Here is a 21,166-nt window from a genome sequence, read left to right as displayed (position 1 = left end):
CTGGAAAGGCATAAAAAAGAATGAGAAAATGCTCCAGTTTGTAAAACAGGCGATTGCTTTTCGCAGGGAGCATCCGATCCTTCATGTGCCGGAGGAGATGAGAGGCGTGGATTACAAGACCAAAGGTCTGCCGGATGTTTCCCTTCATGGAGAACGGGCATGGTATTTAAATGCAGAAAATACTTCCAGACTGCTGGGGATCATGTATTATGGTGCCTATGCACAGAAAGCTGACGGCAGTGAGGATGAGTCTGTTTATATTGCGTATAATTTTCACTGGGAAACCAGGGAGTTTGCCCTGCCGAATCTGGGACATAAGCACTGGAAGAAAGTAATCGACACCAGTGCAGTAAAAGAGAATGGATTTCTGGATGAAAGTGAAGAGAAATACAGTAAGAAACTGGAAATTGGACCACGTACCATTGTGGTGCTGCTGGCAGTAGAGGAGGAGAAGAAAGATGCATCCGTGGCTGCACTTTAAGACAATAACCAGACATAAGCTGCTTGTTATGCATTACTGCTTCCGGGCAGGTTTATATAAACAGGGACTGCTTCATGACCTGTCAAAGTATGCACCTGTGGAATTTCTGGTAGGATGTAAATACTATCAGGGTGACAGAAGCCCGAACAATGCAGAACGTGAGGAGACAGGTATGTCAAAGTCCTGGCTGCATCACAAGGGCAGAAATAAACATCATTTTGAGTATTGGGTGGACTATGTGCCGGGGGATGAACATATCATCAACGGCGTGCCAATGCCGAGAAAGTATATCGCAGAGATGGTGATGGACAGGATTAGTGCTTCCAGAAATTATCTGGGTGACAAATATGATCAGCACCAGCCTCTTCAGTATTACCTGAAAGGCAAGGAAAAACTGTGGTTTATCCATCCGAAGACAAAGAGAGACCTGGAGGGGCTTCTGCGGATCCTGGATGACCGTGGAGAAGAAGTTCTGATCTCTTATATTAAGAATGTTTATCTGAAAAAAGACAGAACCAAATTCAGAGCATTAAGAAAAAGCAGACATGCAGGAAAGAATCTGAAAAAGCAGGAACAGATAAATTTCTGATTGACAGGACAGCGGATTTTGGTGTAAAAATATAGTTCAGGTAAAAAAATACCAAAATTTGGGAAATATACTTGCGTGATGATAAGGTAATATGGTAAAGTAACCGGGTACGGTAGAAGTACGCGGTTACTTTTTTGCCGTGCAGAAAATAACTGTATCATATTTCTGCGAAGTAAATATGTAACAGAAATAGGGAAAGTTCTTTTATATCTGTTATATGAAAATGCTCCGGACAGATCCGGAGTGTATTTTAAGAATAAAAAGGAGGAGTAAATTTGAGTGGTACAACAATGATCATATTGTCCGCATTTGTAGTCTATCTGTTATTCATGATAGTCATCGGTGTGGTCTATATGAAGAAAACAAACAGCTCAGAGGATTATTTCCTGGGCGGACGTGGATTGAATGCATGGGTAGCAGCTCTGTCTGCACAGGCATCAGACATGAGCGGATGGCTTCTGATGGGACTTCCGGGAACGATTTATTCTCTGGGAACCGGACAGATCTGGATCGCAGTAGGTTTATTTATCGGAACTGTATTGAACTGGGTCTGTATTTCACACAGACTGCGTAAATATACGATCGCAGCAAACAATTCCCTTACGATCCCGGCATATTTCGAGAACAGATTCCAGGATAAAAAGAGAACCCTGTTATTACTTTCATCTATTGTAATTGTAATCTTTTTCCTGGTGTATACAGCTTCTGCGCTGGCAGCAGGCGGTAAGCTTTTTAATACTGTATTTGGAATTGATTATCATGTAGCTCTTGCAATCGGAGCAGCAGTTATTCTCTGCTATACATTCATGGGTGGATTTATGGCAGTATGTGTAACGGACTTTGTACAGGGAACACTGATGCTGATCGGTCTTCTGATCGTTCCGCTGGTTGCTTACTTTACATTAAGCGGAAATCTGACAGATCTTCTGACACAGAGCGGTGCACCGGGAGGCGCAGCAGCTTTCCTGAATCCTTTTGAGAATGGAGAACGTCCATATACATTTATTGAAATCTTTTCTCAGCTTGCATGGGGACTTGGATATTGCGGCATGCCTCATATTCTGACCCGTTTTATGGCTGTAAAGAATGAGCAGGAGTTAAAGAAATCCAGTGTGATCGCGATCGTATGGGATATTCTTTCCCTGACAGCAGCATGTTTCATCGGTATTGTGGGACGTGCATATCTGCTTCCGGCTGTACTGGGAGAAGAGGGAGCATCTTCTGCAGAGAGTGTATTTATCGAGATGATTAACAAACTGTTTTCCACAGATCTGGCACTGCCGTTTATCGGAGGTATTTTCCTCTGCGGTATTCTGGCGGCGATCATGTCCACTGCAGATTCACAGCTTCTGGTAACTGCCTCTGCGGCTTCTGAGGATTTATATCATCAGTTTATCAAGAAAGATGCGGATTCCAAAGAAATCCTGACGGTTGCCAGATTTACTGTTATTGCAGTTTCTGTTGTTGCATTTGTTATTGCGTGGAATCCGAACAGCAGTATCATGGGACTGGTATCTAATGCATGGGCTGGCCTTGGCTCAGCATTTGGTCCGACTGTAGTGATGTCTCTGTTCTGGAGAAGAACAAATCTGGCAGGTGCAGTTGCAGGTATTGTTTCCGGCGGTCTTACCGTTATTATCTGGGATTACATACCGCTTATTTCGGGACAGACACTTGGTTCTTATACAGGACTTTATTCACTGGCAGTAGGATTTGTGGTCAGTCTTGTTATGATCGTGATCTTCAGTCTTGCTACCAAGGCACCGTCCAAAGAAATCACAGATGTGTTCGATGAGGTTGCAGGAAGAAAATAGAATAGAAAGACTATCCATTTTCGGATGAATTTGTTATAATGGCAGTAGCGCAAAAAAAGCGTTACTGCTTTTTTAATCAAATTGCGGAGCAGTTATTTGGTTATGAGCAAGTAGCGAAGCGAATGATTTTATCCGTTTGAATGAATCGTGCAGATGAAATTATTTACATGATTCGGATCAGGGAAGACCCGAGGGGAAAAAGAGTAGTTTCTCTTAAAATTTATAAGAAGAAGGTGTCGGACATGAAGAAATATGATTATCTGATAGTTGGAGCAGGCCTTTTTGGAGCAGTATTTGCACATGAGGCTACAAGACGGGGAAAAACATGCCTTGTGATTGACAAAAGAGACCACATCGGCGGAAATATTTACACAGAAGAAGTAGAGGGAATTCAGGTGCACAGATATGGTGCGCATATTTTCCATACTTCCAGAAAACAGGTATGGGATTACATTAACCAGTTTGCGGAATTCAATCATTTCGTAAACTCACCGATTGCAGTTTACAAAGATGAATTATACAATCTGCCGTTTAATATGAATACCTTCCACCAGCTCTGGGGAGTTCGTACTCCTGCAGAAGCAAAGGCGAAGATCCAGGGACAGATCGCAAGAATGCACATCACACATCCGAAGAACCTGGAAGAGCAGGCACTTGCACTGGTTGGTCAGGATGTATATGAGAAACTGGTAGAGGGTTACACCAGAAAACAGTGGGGCAGAGAGTGTAAAGATCTGCCGGCATTTATCATAAAAAGACTGCCTTTGCGTTATACTTATGATAATAACTACTTTAAGGATCCTTATCAGGGAATCCCGAAAGGTGGCTATACACGTATTGTGAAGAAACTTCTTGAAGGTGTACAGGTATGCCTGAATACTGATTTCTTTGCAAACAGAGAGGAACTGACTGCGCAGGCTGATAAAGTACTCTTTACAGGTATGATCGATCAGTTCTATGACTATTGTTACGGAGAACTGGAGTACAGATCCTTAAGATTTGAGACAGAAGTGCTGGATATGGGCAACTATCAGGGAAATGCAGTTGTAAACTATACAGATTATGAAGTTCCGTATACAAGAATTATCGAGCATAAGCATTTTGAATTCGGTACTCAGCCGAAGACCGTGATCACCAGAGAGTATCCGGCTGCATGGGAGAAGGGAAAAGAACCGTATTATCCGGTAAATGATCCGAAGAACAGTGAACTGTTTGATAAATATGAACGCCGTGCATTAGAGGAGAAGAATGTGATCTTCGGCGGAAGACTTGGCATGTATCGTTATATGGATATGGATCAGGTGATCGAAGAAGCACTTACACTTGCAGAGACAGAGCTTACTTACGAAGAGCCGTGAGCAGATAAAGAAGAATAACCTGAGAGGATAAAGTTATGACAGATACACCAACACTTGCTCTTTATTACAGAGAGTATGACCCGATGAAGAGAAAAATGTTTCTCGACCAGTCTATTGCCGCAGGCGAGGATGATGAGGCGAATGCGATTCGAAAGGAATTATGGGAAATCCGCTACGGCGGTCCGTCAGAGGCAGGTCCTAATACACGTGCAGACGGATATCTGGCACTTTGGATGGCAATGGAATACAACAAAGATGCAGGCGGCAGATTTTTTGGTGCCAGGGGTGCACGCAAAGAAATCGTAAAGAATCTGGAAAAAATGAAGTTTAAAGAGATTCAGGAGAAGAGTGAACTTCACAGAGAACTTCTTTACAGAGAATGTTGCCATATGGTAAAAACTTACATGGAAATCTGTGAGAAGGATAAGACTTATGGCTCAACATTATGCGGAATCGTACCGTTAGGGGAGCAGAATGTAAAGAATAAGCTTCAGAAAGATGTATACGAGACAGCAGTTGTACTTCCGGGTAATATCAATATGCAGGAAGAACTTGATATTATCACAAGAGCAGCAAGGGAAGCCTACGAAGCCCATTTTCCGGGAGAAGGCGGAATCTGATTTAACTGAGACAAAATAACTGGAGGCAGACATGAACAAAGAGAATCTGACAGCTTATGAAGTTGTGAAAGAAGAGAAATTGACAGATATTCATTCAAAAGGCTGGCTTCTGCGTCATAAGAAAACAGGTGCCAGAGTCATGCTGATCGAGAATGATGATGAGAACAAAGTATTTAATATCGCATTCCGTACACCGCCTAAGGACAGTACAGGTGTTGCGCATATCCTGGAGCACAGCGTACTCTGCGGATCCAGGGAATTTCCACTTAAAGATCCTTTTGTGGAATTGGTAAAAGGATCTCTGAACACATTTCTGAATGCAATGACTTATCCGGACAAAACCTGCTACCCTGTAGCAAGCTGCAATGATCAGGATTTCCAGAATCTGATGCATGTTTATCTGGATGCGGTATTCTATCCGAATATCTATAAAAGAGAAGAGATTTTCCGTCAGGAAGGCTGGAACTATCATCTGGAACAGCCGGAAGGACCACTGAAATACAATGGTGTTGTATATAACGAGATGAAGGGAGCATTCTCTTCGCCGGATGAAGTTCTGGAACGTGAGATCATGAATCACCTTTTCCCTGATACTACTTATGGATGTGAATCAGGTGGTGATCCGAAGAACATTCCGGATCTGACTTATGAGAATTTCCTGAATTTCCACAGAACTTACTATCATCCATCCAACAGCTACATTTACCTGTATGGAAATATGGATATGGAAGAGAAACTGGCATTCCTGGATGAGCATTATCTGTCCAATTTCGAGCATCTGGATGTAGATTCTGCTATTGAAGAGCAGAAAGCATTTGCAGCATGCCAGGATGTGGAGCTGGAGTATCCGGTTGCTGAGAACGAGAGCGAAGAAGATAATACTTATCTTTCCTACAATATGGTTGCCGGAAATGCTGCAGACAGCCAGATGGCAATGGCATTTGAGGTGTTGGACTACGCACTGTTAAGTGCACCGGGAGCACCGTTGAAGCAGGCACTTCTGGATGCAAAAGTGGGTAAGGATGTCTATGGCTCTTATGATGACGGCATTCTCCAGCCATATTTTACAGTGATCGCAAAGGGTTCCAATCCGGACAAAAAAGAAGAATTTGTATCTGTGATCAGACAGGTGCTAGGAGATATCGTTGAGAACGGAATTGATAAGAAGGCAGTGGAAGCAGGAATTAATTATTTTGAATTCCGTTACCGTGAAGCAGACTTCTCCTCTTATCCAAAGGGACTGATGTATGGTCTGGATATCCTGGGAGACTGGCTGTATGAGAAGGGAAATCCTTTTGCACAGGTACAGCAGCTTACAGTATTTGAGAATCTGAAGAAGGCAGTCAATGAGGGATATTTCGAGGAACTGATACGCAAATATCTTCTTGAGAACCCGCATGGCTGTGTTCTGACGCTTCTGCCGAAGAAAGGTCTGGCAGCCCAGCGTGAGAAAGAACTGGAAGAGAAACTGGAAGCTTACAGAAGCAGCCTTTCAGAGGAAGAATTAAATGCAATGGTTGAGAAGACCAGAGCACTGGAAGCATATCAGGAGGCAGAAGAAGATCCTGAAGCACTGGAGTGCATCCCGATGCTGAAGAGAAGTGACATTAAGAAAGAAGCCGGAAAGTTTGTAAATGAGGAATTATCCGTAGATGACAGTCTGTTTCTTTATCATGATGTATGCACAAACGGCATCGGATATGTGGACATGATGTTTAAGACAGACAGCATTGCACCGGAGCAGATCCCGTATCTGGGACTTTTGAAGTCCGTACTTGGATATGTAGATACAAAGGATTACACATACGGCGAGCTGTTTAATGAGATCAATGCCAATACAGGTGGTATCAACTGCGGTGTAGAGGTATTTGACAGAGCAGATTCAACGGAAGAATTTCAGGCAATGTTTTCTGTAAGAGGAAAAGCGCTTTACTCAAAGATGGAATTCCTGTTCCATATGATCCAGGAAATCCTGAATACTTCTAAACTGGAAGATACCAAGCGTCTCTATGAGATCATTGCTTCTGTGAAATCACGTGCACAGGTCAGCCTGACAGGTGCCGGACATTCTACTGCTGTATTGAGAGCAACTGCTTATTCTTCTCCTATGGCAGCATTCCAGGATGAGATGGCTGGAATCGGATATTATCAGTTTATCGAGAAACTTGAGAAAGATTTTGACCAGAGAAAAGACGAGATCGTAGAGGAACTTCGCAGACTGATGAAAGAAATCTTCCGTCCGGAGAACTTTATGATCAGCTATACAGGAGAGAGAGAGTCTCTGGAAGCGGTTGAGAAGTTTGCTGCAGAAGTAAAAGCAGCACTCTGCACAGAACCTGTAGAGAAATATCAGGATAAACTGATCTGCACAAAGAAGAATGAAGGATTCAAGACTTCAGGACAGGTACAGTATGTGGCACAGACAGGTAACTTTAAGAAGAAAGGTCTGGAATATACAGGTGCACTTGAGATCCTGAAGGTTATCTTAAGCTATGACTATCTGTGGATCAATCTTCGCGTAAAGGGCGGCGCATATGGCTGCATGAGCGGATTTAAGAGAAATGGTGAGAGCTATCTGGTGTCTTATCGTGATCCGCATCTGAAACGTACTCTGGATGTATATAAAGGAATTCCGGATTATGTGAGAAACTTCCAGGCTGATGAGCGTGATATGACGAAATATATTATCGGAACCATCAGTGGCAAGGATGTGCCGAAGACCCCTCAGATGAAAGGGACTGTTTCCAGAAATGCATATTTCTGCGGTGTGACAGAAGAGATGCTCCAGAAGGAACGTGATCAGATCCTTAACGCATCTGTAGAAGATATCCATGCATTGACTGAGATCATCGAAGCAATCCTGGCAGCAGATCAGATCTGCGTGGTGGGAAGTGAGAGCAAGGTATCTGAAGCTTCTGATCTACTGATGGAAGTGAAATCACTGATCAACGGCTAAAAGTATAAAATATAAGGAAAAAGATAGAATGAACGAGAATTTTAAATCCGGATTTGTAGCGATCATTGGACGTCCGAATGTTGGTAAATCAACTCTGATGAACCATTTGATCGGTCAGAAAATCGCTATCACATCCAAGAAACCACAGACAACCAGAAACCGTATCCAGACAGTTTATACCTGTGATGAGGGACAGATCGTATTCCTTGATACCCCTGGTATCCATAAGGCAAAGAATAAGCTGGGCGAATATATGGTTCAGGTGGCTGAGAGAACTTTAAAAGAAGTAGATGCTATTATGTGGCTGGTAGAGCCAAGTACCTTTATCGGTGCAGGAGAGCGTCATATTGCGGAACAGCTTCAGAATATCGGTGTGCCGGTCATTCTGATCATTAATAAGATCGATACAGTTTCAAAGGAAGAAATCCTTCCTGCGATCGATACTTACCGCAAGGTATGTGATTTCGCAGAGATCATTCCGTGCTCTGCTCTGAGAGGACAGAATACAGAGGATATTATTGGATGTATCTTAAAATATCTGCCGTACGGTCCGATGTTCTATGATGAAGATACAGTTACAGACCAGTCGCAGCGTCAGATTGTGGCAGAGGTGATCCGTGAGAAGGCACTTCATGCACTGGATGCGGAAATTCCGCACGGTATTGCTGTTGCCATCGACCAGATGAAAACACGTCCGGGCAAGAAACCAATCGTAGATATTGATGCAACGATCATTTGCGAGAGAGAGTCTCATAAGGGAATCATCATCGGTAAACAAGGAGCCATGCTGAAGAAAATCGGCAGCAACGCCAGATATGAGATCGAACGTATGCTGGAATCAAAAGTCAATCTGAAACTCTGGGTCAAAGTAAAGAAAGATTGGAGAGATAGCGACTTCCTTATCAAGAACTTCGGTTACGATAAAAAAGAAATCTGATAATACGGAAATCTGATAATACGGAAATCTGATCAGACGATAAAGCTAATGGTAAAGTTACGTGCAAATTTTGATATAAGACAATAAATTATCTGCAGGCAGTCTGGGCCATTACTGAGACTGCCTGAATTGATTGCAGATATTATAGCAATCCTTAAAATGAGAAAACAATAGTCAGGAAGCAGATGGAATGAGTGATTTAATAACTGTGCAGGGAGTGGTACTCTCTGCCATGCCTGTAGGAGAATATGATAAACGGATCGTCCTTCTTACCAGAGAACGGGGAAAGATTTCAGCCTTTGCAAAAGGGGCACGCCGGCCAAACAGCCCGTTTCTGGCAGTAGCGAATCCCTTTGTATTCGGAATCTTTACCCTTTATGAAGGGCGTTCCAGCTATAATCTGAACCAGGCATCCATTACTCATCATTTTGTGGAACTGGCCAGTGAACAGCCGGGTATCTATTACGGATATTATTTTCTGGAACTGGCAGATTATTTCGGACAGGAAGGAACAGATGAGAAGGAAGCCATGAACCTTCTGTATGTAACGGTGAAGGCATTGCTGAATCCTCATATTGAGGACAGACTGGTGCGGTGTATTTTTGAACTTCGCATGATGGCAGCACAGGGACTGTGCCCTTCTCTGTTTAACTGTGTGTGCTGTGAAAGACAGCCGGTGGAGGGGGAGGAACTTTTCTTTTCCCAGCAGAATCATGGAATACTGGATAAGCATTGCCTTGGGCAGGTAAATGACGCAAAGAGAATTTCTGCGCCTGCCCTGTATGCCATGCAGTACATAGTAACGGCGTCTCTTGGCAAGCTGTATACCTTTGCTGTAACAGAAGAAGTTCTCTATGAACTGGAACGTCATATCCACACGTATGTGGCTGCAAACACAGAAAAACGGTTTAAAAGTCTGGAAATTCTGGAAATAATGAGCTGAGATACCTTGAAAAAGGAAAGAGTTACAGGTATAATGGCTTTAGTTGTAGCTATTCATTGTGTTAACCGAACTAATTAAGGATTTGGATCTGACTGCAGAGACCTGTCAGATCTGATAAAATGAGTAGTTACGTTGGCGGTTATTGTTTGTATATTAGACGATAGCTGTGTACCTATTTTATAAAAAAGAACGAGGAGAATTGTGATGGAAAAAACAATGGACAAAATCATAGCTCTGGCAAAAGCAAGAGGATTTGTTTATCCGGGCTCTGAGATTTACGGAGGTCTTGCAAACACATGGGATTATGGTAATCTCGGTGTAGAATTAAAGAATAATGTAAAACGTGCATGGTGGCAGAAATTTATTCAGGAATCTCCATACAACGTAGGTGTTGACTGTGCGATCCTGATGAATCCGCAGACATGGGTAGCATCCGGACATCTGGGAAGCTTCTCTGACCCGCTGATGGACTGTAAGGAATGTCACGAACGTTTCCGTGCAGATAAGATCATCGAAGATTTCAGCCAGGAGAACGGTATTGAACTTGAGAGCTCTGTAGACGGATGGTCTCAGGAAGAGATGATGAACTTCATTAAAGATCACAATGTACCATGCCCGACATGCGGCAAACATAACTTTACAGATATCCGCCAGTTCAACCTGATGTTCAAGACATTCCAGGGTGTAACAGAGGATGCTAAGAACACAGTATATTTAAGACCTGAAACAGCACAGGGTATTTTCGTAAACTTCAAGAATGTTCAGAGAACATCCCGTAAGAAAATCCCGTTTGGTATCGGTCAGATCGGTAAATCCTTCCGTAACGAGATCACACCGGGTAACTTCACATTCCGTACACGTGAATTCGAGCAGATGGAACTTGAATTCTTCTGCGAACCGGATACAGACCTTGAGTGGTTTGCATACTGGAAGAGCTTCTGCCTGAACTGGTTACATTCTCTTGGTCTTAAGGATGAAGAAGTTCGTTACCGTGACCATGATGCAGAAGAGTTAAGCTTCTACAGCAAGGCTACTACAGACGTAGAGTTCCTCTTCCCATTCGGATGGGGCGAGCTGTGGGGAATCGCTGACAGAACAGACTATGACCTGACACAGCATCAGAACGTATCCGGACAGGATCTGACATACTTTGATGATGAGAAGAAACAGAAATATATCCCATATGTAATCGAGCCGTCACTGGGAGCTGACCGTGTGGTACTTGCATTCCTGTGCAGCGCATATGATGAGGAAGTTCTGGATGCAGAGAAGAATGACGTTCGTACAGTTCTTCATTTCCATCCGGCACTTGCACCTGTTAAGATCGGTGTGCTTCCTCTTTCCAAGAAACTTAATGAGGGCGCAGAGAAGATTTATCAGCAGTTAAGCAAGAAATATAACTGTGAATATGATGACCGTGGAAACATCGGTAAACGTTACAGAAGACAGGATGAGATCGGTACTCCGTTCTGCGTAACATACGATTTCGAGTCTGAGAACGATGGAGCAGTTACTATCCGTGACCGTGACACAATGGAGCAGGTTCGTGTGAAGATTGATGAACTGGATGCATATTTTGCAGATAAGTTTACATTCTAAATCAGTCAGAAATGTCTGGAAAATAAAATAAGATATTAAAACATAAGACAAAGGTGTCGTTGAATCATTAAAATAATGGTTAACGGCATCTTTGTCTTTTTTACTGAGTGAAGATGGAAGACATCCACCTGACTTAAAAGGAGTTATTGCTCTGCAGATGAAATTCCCATCTGTCTGTAATAACTCCCAATGTTTATGTATGATATCAGTCTTTTTGTGCTTTCTGGCGGGCGAGTTTTTCGATAATATCGATGCAGGCATCATATCCCAGAGTTCCGGTATCCAGGCAGAGATCATAATCATGGTAACTGCCAAGATCGTGTTTGGTATAGGTTTTGAAATAGGTTTCGCGCATATCGTCAATCTTGTTCAGATACTTGCGTGGATCTTCTTTGCCGTTTAATCCTAACTTCTCGATGTGTGCAGTACGGGTATCAACATCTGCATGAAGAAAAACATTCAGACTTGGGATACCTGCCTCACGCAGGATCAGGTTGGAACAGCGTCCGATCAGAATGCAGTCCTGCTGTGCGAGGTGAAGAACCAGTTCTTTCTGTGCACGGAAAATGGCATCATGGGAACTGGAATAGTTCATGGAATTACCCAGGAAATTATCCAGAATTTTTGCACTGCGGCTTAAAGTTTCGCCTTCACGTTCAATATCTTCCTCAGAATATCCGCTTCTGGCAGCAGTTTCTTTTACGAAATCTTTGTCATAATAAGGGATGCCGAGATGTTCTGAGAGTACTTTTCCAACACTGTGTCCGCCGGCACCGAATTCACGGCTGATTGTGATGATCGGATATATTCGTTTAGCCATAGTAATTACCTCCATATGGGTGTGTTTTTTCTTTATTTTATTGTAACGTTTTTTATAACAATCTTCAATAAATATTTTCATTTTTGGTGAAATATGATATAATTTTTAAGATATATATAAAATTCATAGCAATCCTCGGGATTAAATGCATTATTTTTGAGAATTGCTAGAGGAGAAGGAGATGAATCTATGAGAAAAAAAGAGCTTTTCGGAAGTAAAAGAAAAGCAGGCCGGATCGTTGGCCTGGTTGTATCCCTGGCTCTTGCAGTCAGCCTTCTGAGCGGATGTGGACAGGGTAAGACCCGACTGACATTTGGTACAGGCGGTACTGCAGGTACTTATTATTCTTACGGCGGCGTACTTGCCCAGTATATTACGAATAATACAGATACCAAGGTTACAGCTGTTTCCACAGGTGGATCGAAAGCCAATCTGCAGTCCGTGCAGGATGGAGATTTCCAGCTTGGATTTGTACAGTCTGACGTAATGGCCTATGCATGGAACGGCGTAAGAGCTTTCGAGCAGGATGGAGCAACCCATGATTTCAGAACCCTGGGCGGTCTTTATGCAGAGACGGTGCAGTTGTTTACCATGGATCCTGACATCAAGACAGTAGCAGATCTGAAAGGCAAGAGCGTATCCATCGGTGCGGGAAACTCAGGTGTATATTTCAATGCGCTGGATGTTTTAAATGCAGGAGGAATTACTCTTGATGACATCCATCCGCAGTATCTTTCCTTTGAAGACAGTAAAGAATCATTAAAGGATGGAAAGATCGATGCAGCATTTGTTGTTGCGGGAGCGCCTACAACAGCAATCACAGAGCTTGCGACGACCAATGGAGTATATCTGATCAATATTGACGGAGAAATCCGTGATACCATTCTGAACAGTTGTCCGTATTATACCACCTATCAGATTCCGGCAGGTACTTATCCGGGACAGGATGAACCGGTAGAGACCATTACCGTTAAAGCTACGATCGTTGTATCTGAGAGCCTGGATGATGATATTGTTTACGATATGACTGCTGCTATTTTTGATCATGCAGATGAGATCGTATCCGAGAATGCAAAAGGGGCGGAGCTTTCCCTGGAGAATGCCACTACGGGTATGACAATACCATTCCATGAAGGCGCTGCACGTTACTATGCAGAGCACGGAATCACAGTTGACACGAAAGGGGAATAGCCGGTATGAAAGAAAATAAGAGTAAAAAAGTAAATACATCCCCGGCAGGACAGACAGATGCTGTCAGTGAAGCAGATGTAGATGCGGTTATGAAGAAATATGACCGTGAGTCAAATGTCCGTGTATGGACCGGAAAATATAAACTGGCTGTCCGCGGAATTCTGATTGCATTTTCATTATGGTGTATTTATGTAACACTTTTTGCAACATTCCTGGAAGAAATCCGACTGACTTCTTTCCTTGGACTGATCGTTCTGATCGGATTTCTGACTTATCCTGCAAAAAAGGGTGATATCAGAGAGAACTATATGCCGATCGGCGATATTATTTTTATGCTGCTTGGCACAGGAGCGTTTCTGTATTTCACTTTTAATGCAAATAAGATCATTAATCAGGGTACCAGATTTGAAACTTATCAGATCATTATCGGTATTGTTGGTATTCTGGCACTGGTTGAGCTTACCAGACGATGCGTTGGTCTTCCAATTCTGATCGTAGCAGGATTTTTCCTGATCTATGCATTAGCTGTAGGACTTACCAATCCGGCATTCTTTGGCAGAGTGAAATTCCTGGTGCGTAACCTCTTCTATACAAAAGAAGGTATTTTCTCCACACCGGTGAATGTATGCTCCAAGTATATTGTAGTGTTTATTATCTTTGGTGCGTTCCTTGAGAGAACAGGAATCTCCAATTTCTTTATCCAGCTTGCAAACTGCGTAGCCGGAAAATATGCAGGTGGTCCTGCAAAAGTAGCAGTTATCAGTTCTGCACTCTGCGGAATGGTTTCCGGTTCTTCTGTAGGTAATACAGTTACCACAGGTTCCGTTACCATCCCTATGATGAAAGAAACAGGATATAAACCAGAGTTTGCCGGTGCTGTTGAGGCTGCTTCCTCTACTGGTGGACAGATCATGCCTCCGATCATGGGAGCTGCAGCATTCCTGATGGCTGACTTTGTAGGTGTTTCGTATTCACAGATTATTGTCAGAGCGATTCTGCCGGCGATTCTGTATTTTGCTGGAATCTTTATCGCAGTACATCTGGAAGCCAAGAAACTTGGACTTTCCGGTATTCCGAAAGAAGAACTTCCTGTATTCAAGATCCTGATCCGTAAGATTTACCTGTTATTACCTCTGGTTATGCTGGTTGTCTGGGTATCTGGAAACTATATGACTATGCAGAAAGCTGCAAGTTATGCGATTATTCTTTCTATCGTGGTAAGTCTGTTTGACAAAGAGAACAGGATCAGTGTTACAAAGTGCCTGGACGCTCTGGAAGCAGGCGGAAGAGGCGTTATTTCCGTAGCAGTAGCCTGCGGTGTTGCAGGTATTATTTCCGGTTCCATCACTATGACTGGTCTTGCAAATGACCTGATCAACGGAATCATCGGTGTTGCAAACGGAAGACTGATCATTGCACTGTTCCTTACAATGCTTTGCTGCATCGTACTTGGTATGGGTGTTCCGACAACTGCGAACTACTGTATCATGGCAGCAACCTGTGCGCCGATTCTGGTTCGTATGGGAGTGCCGATCCTGGCAGCTCACTTCTTTGTATTTTATTTTGGTATTGTAGCAGATATCACACCGCCGGTAGCACTTGCTGCTTATGCGGGTTCCGCGATTGCCAAGTCAAATCCGATGAAGACCGCATTTACAGCTTCAAAACTGGCTATCGCAGTATTTATCGTACCATATGTATTCTGCTTTAATCCGTCTATGCTTCTGATCGATACTACTGCTGTCAGTGTAGTTCAGATCTTTATCACTTCACTGATTGGTGTATTTGGTCTGTCAGCATCACTGGAAGGTTATCTCTTCCGAAAGATGCCGGTACTGATCCGTATCATGCTGGCTGTAGGAGGACTGATGCTTATCGATCCGACTCTTATGACAGATATCGTGGGAATCCTTCTTATCGTGGCTGGCTGCGCATGGCAGAAAATGCAGCAGAATAAAGCTGTAGCATAATAAGTTTAATTGGTTTAATTGAATTAGCAAAGTCCTCTGTTTCTATTGGGAAAATAGACGCGGAGGACTTCTTTGGATATAGAGGAAGAAATTATGGATTGTGAAAATCCGCCTGACTGTATATTTGATAACTGAGTTGTTTTTATGAAGAATATAAAAAATCCGCCAGAGTATTTAGGAAATATTCCGACGGATTCTTTTGTATAAATTTCAGATTGTTTATTTCCGACTGAGATAATTTAGAAATCCAGTTCTTTCAGATAACGTCCCAGTGCGTCCTGCCAGGTTGGAAGAGGAGTGAAGCCATTGGCTGTCAGTTTGCTCTTATCCAGGCGGCTGTTGAATGGTCTGGCAGCCTTGGATGCGCCGTATTCAGCAGTTGTGACAGAGTTTACAGTCATATTTTCCGGGAGATATTCCGGATGTCCCATGGCAGCAGCCTGACGGAAGATTTCTTTTGTGAAATCATACCAGCTGATGTAGCCTCCTTCATTGGTTGCATGATAGTAACCGTATTTCTCTGTTTCAATCATATCTACCAGAAGTCTTGCCAGGTCATAAGTATAAGTTGGAGTACCGATCTGATCGTTTACAACGGAAAGGGTATCATGTGTCTTTCCGAGATTGATCATAGTTTTGATAAAGTTCTTGCCGTTCTTACCGAATACCCATGCGATACGTACGATAAAGAATTTGTCCACAGTGCCGGATACAGCGAGCTCGCCGTCCAGTTTTGTCTGTCCATAGACATTTAATGGCTTGTAATCTTTGCAGTCAGGTTCCCATGGTGTAGTTCCCTGACCATCGAATACGTAGTCAGTAGAGAGATACAGCATCTTGATGTCGAGCTCTTTGCAGACATCAGCGATATTCTGAGTTCCGGTTACATTTACAAGGCGGACTTTCGGCTGATTTTCCTCATCTTCGGCAGCGTCTACAGCTGTCCATGCAGCGCAGTGGATCACTGCATCAACCTTTGCTTCTTTGATGACTTTTTCTACAGAAGCTTTATCAGTGATATCCATCTGTACATAAGGCATTGTGGTAACTGCAGTACCGTCAGCAATTCCGCTGTAGGAAGGAGCGATATCGCTTCCTACACCTTCATAGCCGCGTTTCTCAAGTTCATTCATAACATCATGTCCGAGCTGACCGCCTACACCTGTTACAAAAACTTTCATAATTTATGCCTCCCCGCGGTGTGCGTACATTTTTTCATAGTAGTTCTGGTATTCACCGGAGATGATAGTTTCCCACCATTCTTTGTTCTCGAGATACCATTTGATAGTCTTCTTGATACCGTCTGCGAATTTAGTTTCCGGTAACCATCCCAGTTCGTTGTGAATCTTAGTCGGGTCAATCGCATAACGCATATCGTGTCCTTTACGGTCTGCTACGTATGTGATCAGGCTTTCTGGTTTGCCGAGTTCTTTGCAGATGATCTTAACGATATCAATGTTTGTCATCTCATTGTGTCCACCTACATTGTAAACTTCGCCTACACGTCCGTTATGGATGATCAGGTCGATGGCACGGCAGTGGTCTTCTACATAGAGCCAGTCACGAACATTTTCGCCTGTTCCGTATACTGGAAGTGGTTTGTCATTTAATGCGTTGGCGATCATTAACGGAATCAGTTTTTCCGGGAAATGATATGGTCCGTAGTTGTTGGAGCAGCGGCTGATGGATACAGGCAGTCCGTAAGTTCTGTGGTAAGCAAGTACCAGAAGGTCTGCAGAAGCTTTGGAAGAGCTGTAAGGGCTGCTGGTGTGGATCGGAGTTTCCTCTGTGAAGAACAGGTCAGGTCTGTCTAGTGGCAGATCTCCGTATACTTCGTCAGTGGATACCTGATGGTAACGTTTGATTCCGTATTTACGGCATGCGTCCATGAGGACAGCAGTACCAATAATGTTAGTAGTAAGGAAAACTTCCGGGTTTTCAATGGAACGGTCTACGTGGCTTTCTGCTGCGAAGTTTACAACCATGTCAGGATGTTCTTCTTCGAAGAGTTTGTAAACAGCTTCGCGGTCTGTGATGCTTTCCTTAACAAAACGGAAATTCGGGTTGTCCATAACAGGAGCAAGAGTGGAAAGGTTTCCTGCATATGTCAGGCAGTCCAGACAGATGATACGATAGTCCGGGTATTTCTTTAACATGTGAAAAATAAAGTTGCTTCCGATAAATCCGGCACCGCCGGTTACGATAATATTCATTGTGATTCTCCTTTAATTTTATAAATAATATAAGTATTCTGCTGTAATCTGTCATAGAAGGAACTGATGACAGATTACAGAGAGAAAGTATTAGGGGCGAATGATTTAAATTCTGTTTAGCAGAAACAATTTCGGCAGAATCAGAAGGATGGTTCTGATTCAATTAGTGAAGTACATCCAGGTATTTGCCATCCAGTACATCTTTCAGATACTGGCCATACTGGTTCTTTTTCAGTACTTCATAAACTTTCAGCACATCCTCTTTTGTGATCCATCCATTGAGATATGCGATCTCTTCCAGGCATCCAATCTTGCGGTGCTGGTGGCTTTCCATAGTTTTTACGAAGTTTGTGGCTTCTACGAGGCTCTCATGTGTGCCGGTATCCAGCCATGTGAATCCCTGACCGAGAAGTTCAACGTTTAATTCGTTTTTTTCCAGATAAATGCGGTTGAGGTCTGTGATCTCAAGCTCGCCTCTGGCACTTGGTTTCAGATTCTTTGCATATTCTACAACACGGTTGTCATAGAAATATAATCCTGTTACACAGTAATTGCTCTTCGGATGTTCCGGTTTCTCTTCAATAGAGATGGCCTTGCCTTCTTTGTCAAATTCCACAATGCCGAATCTCTCCGGATCATCTACATAGTATCCGAATACAGTAGCGCCTTCGCCTGATTCTGCATTCTGTACAGCAGCCTGAAGTCTCTTCTTCAGACCATGTCCTGCGAAAATGTTATCGCCAAGAACCATGGCAACTGTGTCATTACCGATAAATTCCTCGCCAATGATAAAGGCCTGTGCAAGTCCATCCGGGCTTGGCTGTACGGCGTAGGTGAGATGAACACCAAACTGATGTCCGTCACCCAGAAGTTCTTCGAAACGTGGGGTATCCTGTGGAGTAGAGATGATCAGGATATCACGGATCCCTGCGTTCATCAGTACAGACATTGGATAGTAGATCATTGGTTTATCATAGATTGGCAGAAGCTGCTTGGATGTTACCATGGTGAGCGGGTAGAGGCGTGTGCCGGAACCGCCTGCTAAAATAATACCTTTCATTTGTATTCTCCTTTTTCATTTTGTCAGTACGTAGTTAGGGTGATATTTCGTCAGTTATCTGTGTAAATGATAAGTGGAATATCAGACTGTTACGATACTGGCTGGTTCAACGGGTTTCTGGATTGTCAGGCTGATTTACGACATATTCCTGACTTTGGTGATTGTATTATAAAAGGTGACCTAAGGTCACCTTCAAGTGCTTTTTACAAAAAAGTTAAAATTTGGTTATTTTTCACAAAGAAAAATGCCTGCATCTTTTGTAATGAAGAAGCCATCCTTTGTTTTTCGTGATACGAATCCACGGAAATCCTTATATCTGTCCAGAAGATACTGATTCTGGTTTCCATGGCAGGAAAGAATATAGGAGATCAGCGGTTCTGCATCCGGGACAAGAAGGGAGTCCTTATAGGATTCCCAGGAAATATGGGAAAAATACGGATTCAGTATCGCAGCTCCGTTTTCTCTGCCGAAACGTTCATACAGTCTGTCAGCAGAGAGGACAATGCGGTCGTCGAAATTCTGTACCAGCTGACTGACTTCCTGCATATGTCTGCTTCCGTAAGTACTGCATACAAGCCTGCCGCCCGGGACAAGCACCCTGCGGATCTCATTGCATACAGCAGGAATATTCTCGCAGTAAAACAGTACATGGTTGGCAATCACCAGATCAAAGTAGCAGTCTTCATGAGGAATTTCTGCGCAGTCAAATACCTCAAAAGAGAAACGGCTGTCCTTTCGCCCGATGGCACGTCTGGCATCACGGAGCATTCCCGAAGACAGATCGGAAAGTGTAACCGAAATATCCTGGGGAAGGAACTGGATATTCTGTGCCCACAGAGCTCCGTCGCCACATCCTAATTCCAGAATCCGCATACCGGGCTGAATGTGGCACTGTTCATAAATCCATGGAAACCATCCCTGCTTATTCTGGGAGTAGAGACTGTGGAGATTGATACGGGAAGAAATATTGGATGCATTCTGGTACTGATTCTTCATGCTCTTTTCCATGCCGGTCAGATGGATCAGGTCAAGCATTTGATTCCAGTCAATGGCATGTTGGGAGCGGATTGCTTCTGTAGTATCCTGGATTGCTTTTTCTACCAGCTGCATCTGCTCGATGCGGTCACGCACCAGTTTCAGCTGAATGTTCAGAGAGTTCTCCATGAAATGATAATCCGAATCATCAATGGTCATCTCCCGGATATCGTCCAGAGAGAATCCCAGATATTTCAGAAGCAGGATCTGGGAAAGTCTGGCGAAATCCTCATCTGTGTAGAAACGTGCCCCGGATTCTGTCACATAGGAGGGTTTGAGGATATTCTGTTTATCATAATAACGGATGGTACGGAGCGTTACATGAGCCATCCGCGCAAATTCTCCGGAAGAGTAGTAGCCGTCTTTTTTCATGCAAAAACCTTCTTTTAAATAAAATAATTCTGTTATCAAATGAAAATTATGACAGATAAATGCTTTACATTTATTGATTTTCAATCTGAATAGAGTATAACACAGTTTACTGTCAGCCTACAAGCATCAGGCTCTGCCAGTGCATGAAATGGGGAGTTTTGGATTTTTTTGAAGGATACTAATGCTTGTCTTTTAACTGTAGATATGATATGTTAAATAAGAACCAAAAGCAGCATATTTCTATGCTGGAAACAGATTTTCCATACGAATCATAATCTGGCAGTTCTGCCACAATTTTTCCAAAATACAATAATATAAGAGAGAACAATATGTAAGGTGCAGGAACAGGAGGAGCCTGATGATCAATTTATTCGATTTTACTTACTGCGGTGATTATAACCGTCAGATCCAGAATCTGGCAAGGATGGTGCCGGAGAAGTGGAGTTTTTCGGATACAGAAGATAACGGAATCCTGAAAGGATATCTGGAGCATACATTTAAACGCCTTTATGAAGAACAGAAGGTGTGGGAGAGAAAGAATTATGCCATATTTAATACAGGACTCTTTAATTACTATTATCAGCCGATCTATGCGTACTTTATTCCCAATCTGGTTCCGGACAGGCAGCCGTGGTTTCTGGATGGATTTTACACAGAATATTATTTATTAAAAGAAGGAATCACCAGTCTGCCGGAAAAAGCAAGCTATGTAGAGAATCCGTCAGATCTTGTATTTGACACGAAGCTTCCGGTCATCCCACAGTATGATCACATATTCGGAGATGAAGAGAATGCAGCGCGTCTGCCAAAAGAAGTGCGGGAAAGCAGCATGCGTCTGCAGCTGTTTGACGGGGCACTGAAGCAGACCAGACGGATGCTGGAGGCAGATTATAAGACTGCGATCCCGCAGTATTACAATCATTCTATCCAGTTACTGATCCCTATCTGTCTGAGACACCCGGGCAGGCCGGATCTGGCACTGGCATGTATGAAGACACCCGATGGAAGCAAATATCTGGGCCGGACCTGCCTGACATTGCGGATAGCGTATCACAATGCCAGACTTCTTGCCAGAGTAGATAAAAGCTGGCTTCTGGGTGCTCCATCTGCCTGAGATGGACTACAGGAAAGATAGACGTTACTGGGCACGGAAGGAACAGTAACAGATTGACACAGAGGATAAGCTTTGCTATATTGACACGCAGAAG

Annotated in this window: 16 protein-coding genes and 1 pseudogene; 12 read left to right on the top strand and 5 right to left on the bottom strand. The window is 43.3% G+C overall.

What is annotated here, in order from left to right; genetic code table 11:
• The 9 genes and pseudogenes from ACTNES_RS12490 to ACTNES_RS12450 all read left to right on the top strand — a co-directional run.
• A pseudogene (locus tag ACTNES_RS12490) lies at positions 1-481 on the top strand (Type II secretory pathway, pullulanase PulA and related glycosidase); the annotation flags it as partial.
• Positions 459-1,070 (top strand): DUF5662 family protein, encoded by a 612-nt coding sequence (locus tag ACTNES_RS12485; RefSeq protein WP_291804626.1) that lies wholly within the window; start codon positions 459-461, stop codon positions 1,068-1,070. The pseudogene ACTNES_RS12490 and the gene ACTNES_RS12485, both read left to right, overlap by 23 nt.
• 275 nt (positions 1,071-1,345) lie before the next feature.
• The gene (gene putP / locus ACTNES_RS12480; protein ID WP_291817469.1) at positions 1,346-2,884 is read left to right on the top strand and encodes a sodium/proline symporter PutP; all 1,539 of its coding nucleotides are present in this window, start codon (positions 1,346-1,348) and stop codon (positions 2,882-2,884) included.
• A gap of 242 nt (positions 2,885-3,126) precedes the next feature.
• Complete coding sequence (gene glf / locus ACTNES_RS12475) at positions 3,127-4,242, top strand: UDP-galactopyranose mutase (RefSeq protein WP_291804630.1); 1,116 nt, start codon at positions 3,127-3,129, stop codon at positions 4,240-4,242.
• Positions 4,243-4,277: 35 nt separating this feature from the next.
• The gene (locus ACTNES_RS12470; RefSeq protein WP_291804633.1) at positions 4,278-4,862 is read left to right on the top strand and encodes a DUF6553 family protein; all 585 of its coding nucleotides are present in this window, start codon (positions 4,278-4,280) and stop codon (positions 4,860-4,862) included.
• Between the two features lie 31 nt (positions 4,863-4,893).
• Positions 4,894-7,818: an insulinase family protein gene (locus tag ACTNES_RS12465; RefSeq protein ID WP_291817471.1), complete on the top strand. Its 2,925-nt coding sequence runs from the start codon at positions 4,894-4,896 to the stop codon at positions 7,816-7,818.
• A gap of 28 nt (positions 7,819-7,846) precedes the next feature.
• Positions 7,847-8,755 (top strand): GTPase Era, encoded by a 909-nt coding sequence (gene era, locus ACTNES_RS12460; protein WP_291817474.1) that lies wholly within the window; start codon positions 7,847-7,849, stop codon positions 8,753-8,755.
• A 190-nt stretch (positions 8,756-8,945) separates the two neighbouring features.
• Positions 8,946-9,698, top strand: a complete 753-nt coding sequence (gene recO, locus ACTNES_RS12455; protein WP_291804640.1) for a DNA repair protein RecO — start codon at positions 8,946-8,948, stop codon at positions 9,696-9,698.
• A 204-nt stretch (positions 9,699-9,902) separates the two neighbouring features.
• Positions 9,903-11,297 (top strand): glycine--tRNA ligase, encoded by a 1,395-nt coding sequence (locus tag ACTNES_RS12450; RefSeq protein ID WP_118508582.1) that lies wholly within the window; start codon positions 9,903-9,905, stop codon positions 11,295-11,297.
• Between the two features lie 205 nt (positions 11,298-11,502).
• On the opposite strand, the gene ACTNES_RS12445 is transcribed toward ACTNES_RS12450, so the two are convergent.
• Positions 11,503-12,117: an AAA family ATPase gene (locus ACTNES_RS12445; RefSeq protein ID WP_291804647.1), complete on the bottom strand. Its 615-nt coding sequence runs from the start codon at positions 12,115-12,117 to the stop codon at positions 11,503-11,505.
• Positions 12,118-12,306: 189 nt separating this feature from the next.
• Here ACTNES_RS12445 and ACTNES_RS12440 point away from each other — a divergent pair, with 189 nt between their 5' ends.
• Together ACTNES_RS12440 and ACTNES_RS12435 are read left to right on the top strand one after the other, a co-directional pair.
• Positions 12,307-13,308: a TAXI family TRAP transporter solute-binding subunit gene (locus tag ACTNES_RS12440; RefSeq protein WP_320812974.1), complete on the top strand. Its 1,002-nt coding sequence runs from the start codon at positions 12,307-12,309 to the stop codon at positions 13,306-13,308.
• 5 nt (positions 13,309-13,313) lie between these two features.
• Complete coding sequence (locus tag ACTNES_RS12435; protein ID WP_291804651.1) at positions 13,314-15,278, top strand: TRAP transporter permease; 1,965 nt, start codon at positions 13,314-13,316, stop codon at positions 15,276-15,278.
• A gap of 239 nt (positions 15,279-15,517) precedes the next feature.
• Here the strand turns inward: ACTNES_RS12435 and rfbD are convergent, their stop codons facing one another.
• From rfbD to ACTNES_RS12415, 4 genes are all read right to left on the bottom strand, one after another.
• The gene (gene rfbD, locus ACTNES_RS12430) at positions 15,518-16,459 is read right to left on the bottom strand and encodes a dTDP-4-dehydrorhamnose reductase (protein ID WP_291804653.1); all 942 of its coding nucleotides are present in this window, start codon (positions 16,457-16,459) and stop codon (positions 15,518-15,520) included.
• A 3-nt stretch (positions 16,460-16,462) separates the two neighbouring features.
• Positions 16,463-17,491 (bottom strand): dTDP-glucose 4,6-dehydratase, encoded by a 1,029-nt coding sequence (gene rfbB, locus ACTNES_RS12425; protein WP_441039480.1) that lies wholly within the window; start codon positions 17,489-17,491, stop codon positions 16,463-16,465.
• 163 nt (positions 17,492-17,654) lie between these two features.
• Positions 17,655-18,551 carry a glucose-1-phosphate thymidylyltransferase RfbA gene (gene rfbA / locus ACTNES_RS12420; RefSeq protein WP_216459463.1) on the bottom strand — a complete coding sequence of 299 codons (897 nt, stop codon included), beginning with the start codon at positions 18,549-18,551 and terminating at the stop codon, positions 17,655-17,657.
• A 225-nt stretch (positions 18,552-18,776) separates the two neighbouring features.
• Positions 18,777-19,958, bottom strand: coding sequence for a MerR family transcriptional regulator (locus ACTNES_RS12415; RefSeq protein WP_216459461.1), 1,182 nt, complete (start codon positions 19,956-19,958; stop codon positions 18,777-18,779).
• A gap of 358 nt (positions 19,959-20,316) precedes the next feature.
• Here ACTNES_RS12415 and ACTNES_RS12410 point away from each other — a divergent pair, with 358 nt between their 5' ends.
• Positions 20,317-21,072, top strand: coding sequence for a DUF3825 domain-containing protein (locus ACTNES_RS12410; protein ID WP_441039478.1), 756 nt, complete (start codon positions 20,317-20,319; stop codon positions 21,070-21,072).
• The last annotated feature ends 94 nt before the right edge of the window (positions 21,073-21,166 follow it).

It is taken from the genome of Blautia sp. HCP3S3_D9 (assembly GCF_052063845.1).
Taxonomy (GTDB): domain Bacteria; phylum Bacillota; class Clostridia; order Lachnospirales; family Lachnospiraceae; genus Blautia_A.
Note: the sequence above shows the minus strand (reverse complement) of the source record. Positions and strands in the feature narration are given on the sequence as shown.

Coding starts and splice junctions, on each gene's coding strand:
- rfbA (WP_216459463.1), bottom strand. CDS start 18,551: ATGAAAGGTATTATTTTAGCAGGCGGTTCCGGCACACGCCTCTACCCG.
- ACTNES_RS12485 (WP_291804626.1), top strand. CDS start 459: ATGCATCCGTGGCTGCACTTTAAGACAATAACCAGACATAAGCTGCTT.
- rfbB (WP_441039480.1), bottom strand. CDS start 17,491: ATGAATATTATCGTAACCGGCGGTGCCGGATTTATCGGAAGCAACTTT.
- ACTNES_RS12465 (WP_291817471.1), top strand. CDS start 4,894: ATGAACAAAGAGAATCTGACAGCTTATGAAGTTGTGAAAGAAGAGAAA.
- ACTNES_RS12410 (WP_441039478.1), top strand. CDS start 20,317: ATGATCAATTTATTCGATTTTACTTACTGCGGTGATTATAACCGTCAG.
- recO (WP_291804640.1), top strand. CDS start 8,946: ATGAGTGATTTAATAACTGTGCAGGGAGTGGTACTCTCTGCCATGCCT.
- ACTNES_RS12415 (WP_216459461.1), bottom strand. CDS start 19,958: ATGAAAAAAGACGGCTACTACTCTTCCGGAGAATTTGCGCGGATGGCT.
- ACTNES_RS12435 (WP_291804651.1), top strand. CDS start 13,314: ATGAAAGAAAATAAGAGTAAAAAAGTAAATACATCCCCGGCAGGACAG.
- ACTNES_RS12440 (WP_320812974.1), top strand. CDS start 12,307: ATGAGAAAAAAAGAGCTTTTCGGAAGTAAAAGAAAAGCAGGCCGGATC.
- ACTNES_RS12450 (WP_118508582.1), top strand. CDS start 9,903: ATGGAAAAAACAATGGACAAAATCATAGCTCTGGCAAAAGCAAGAGGA.
- rfbD (WP_291804653.1), bottom strand. CDS start 16,459: ATGAAAGTTTTTGTAACAGGTGTAGGCGGTCAGCTCGGACATGATGTT.
- ACTNES_RS12445 (WP_291804647.1), bottom strand. CDS start 12,117: ATGGCTAAACGAATATATCCGATCATCACAATCAGCCGTGAATTCGGT.
- ACTNES_RS12470 (WP_291804633.1), top strand. CDS start 4,278: ATGACAGATACACCAACACTTGCTCTTTATTACAGAGAGTATGACCCG.
- era (WP_291817474.1), top strand. CDS start 7,847: ATGAACGAGAATTTTAAATCCGGATTTGTAGCGATCATTGGACGTCCG.
- glf (WP_291804630.1), top strand. CDS start 3,127: ATGAAGAAATATGATTATCTGATAGTTGGAGCAGGCCTTTTTGGAGCA.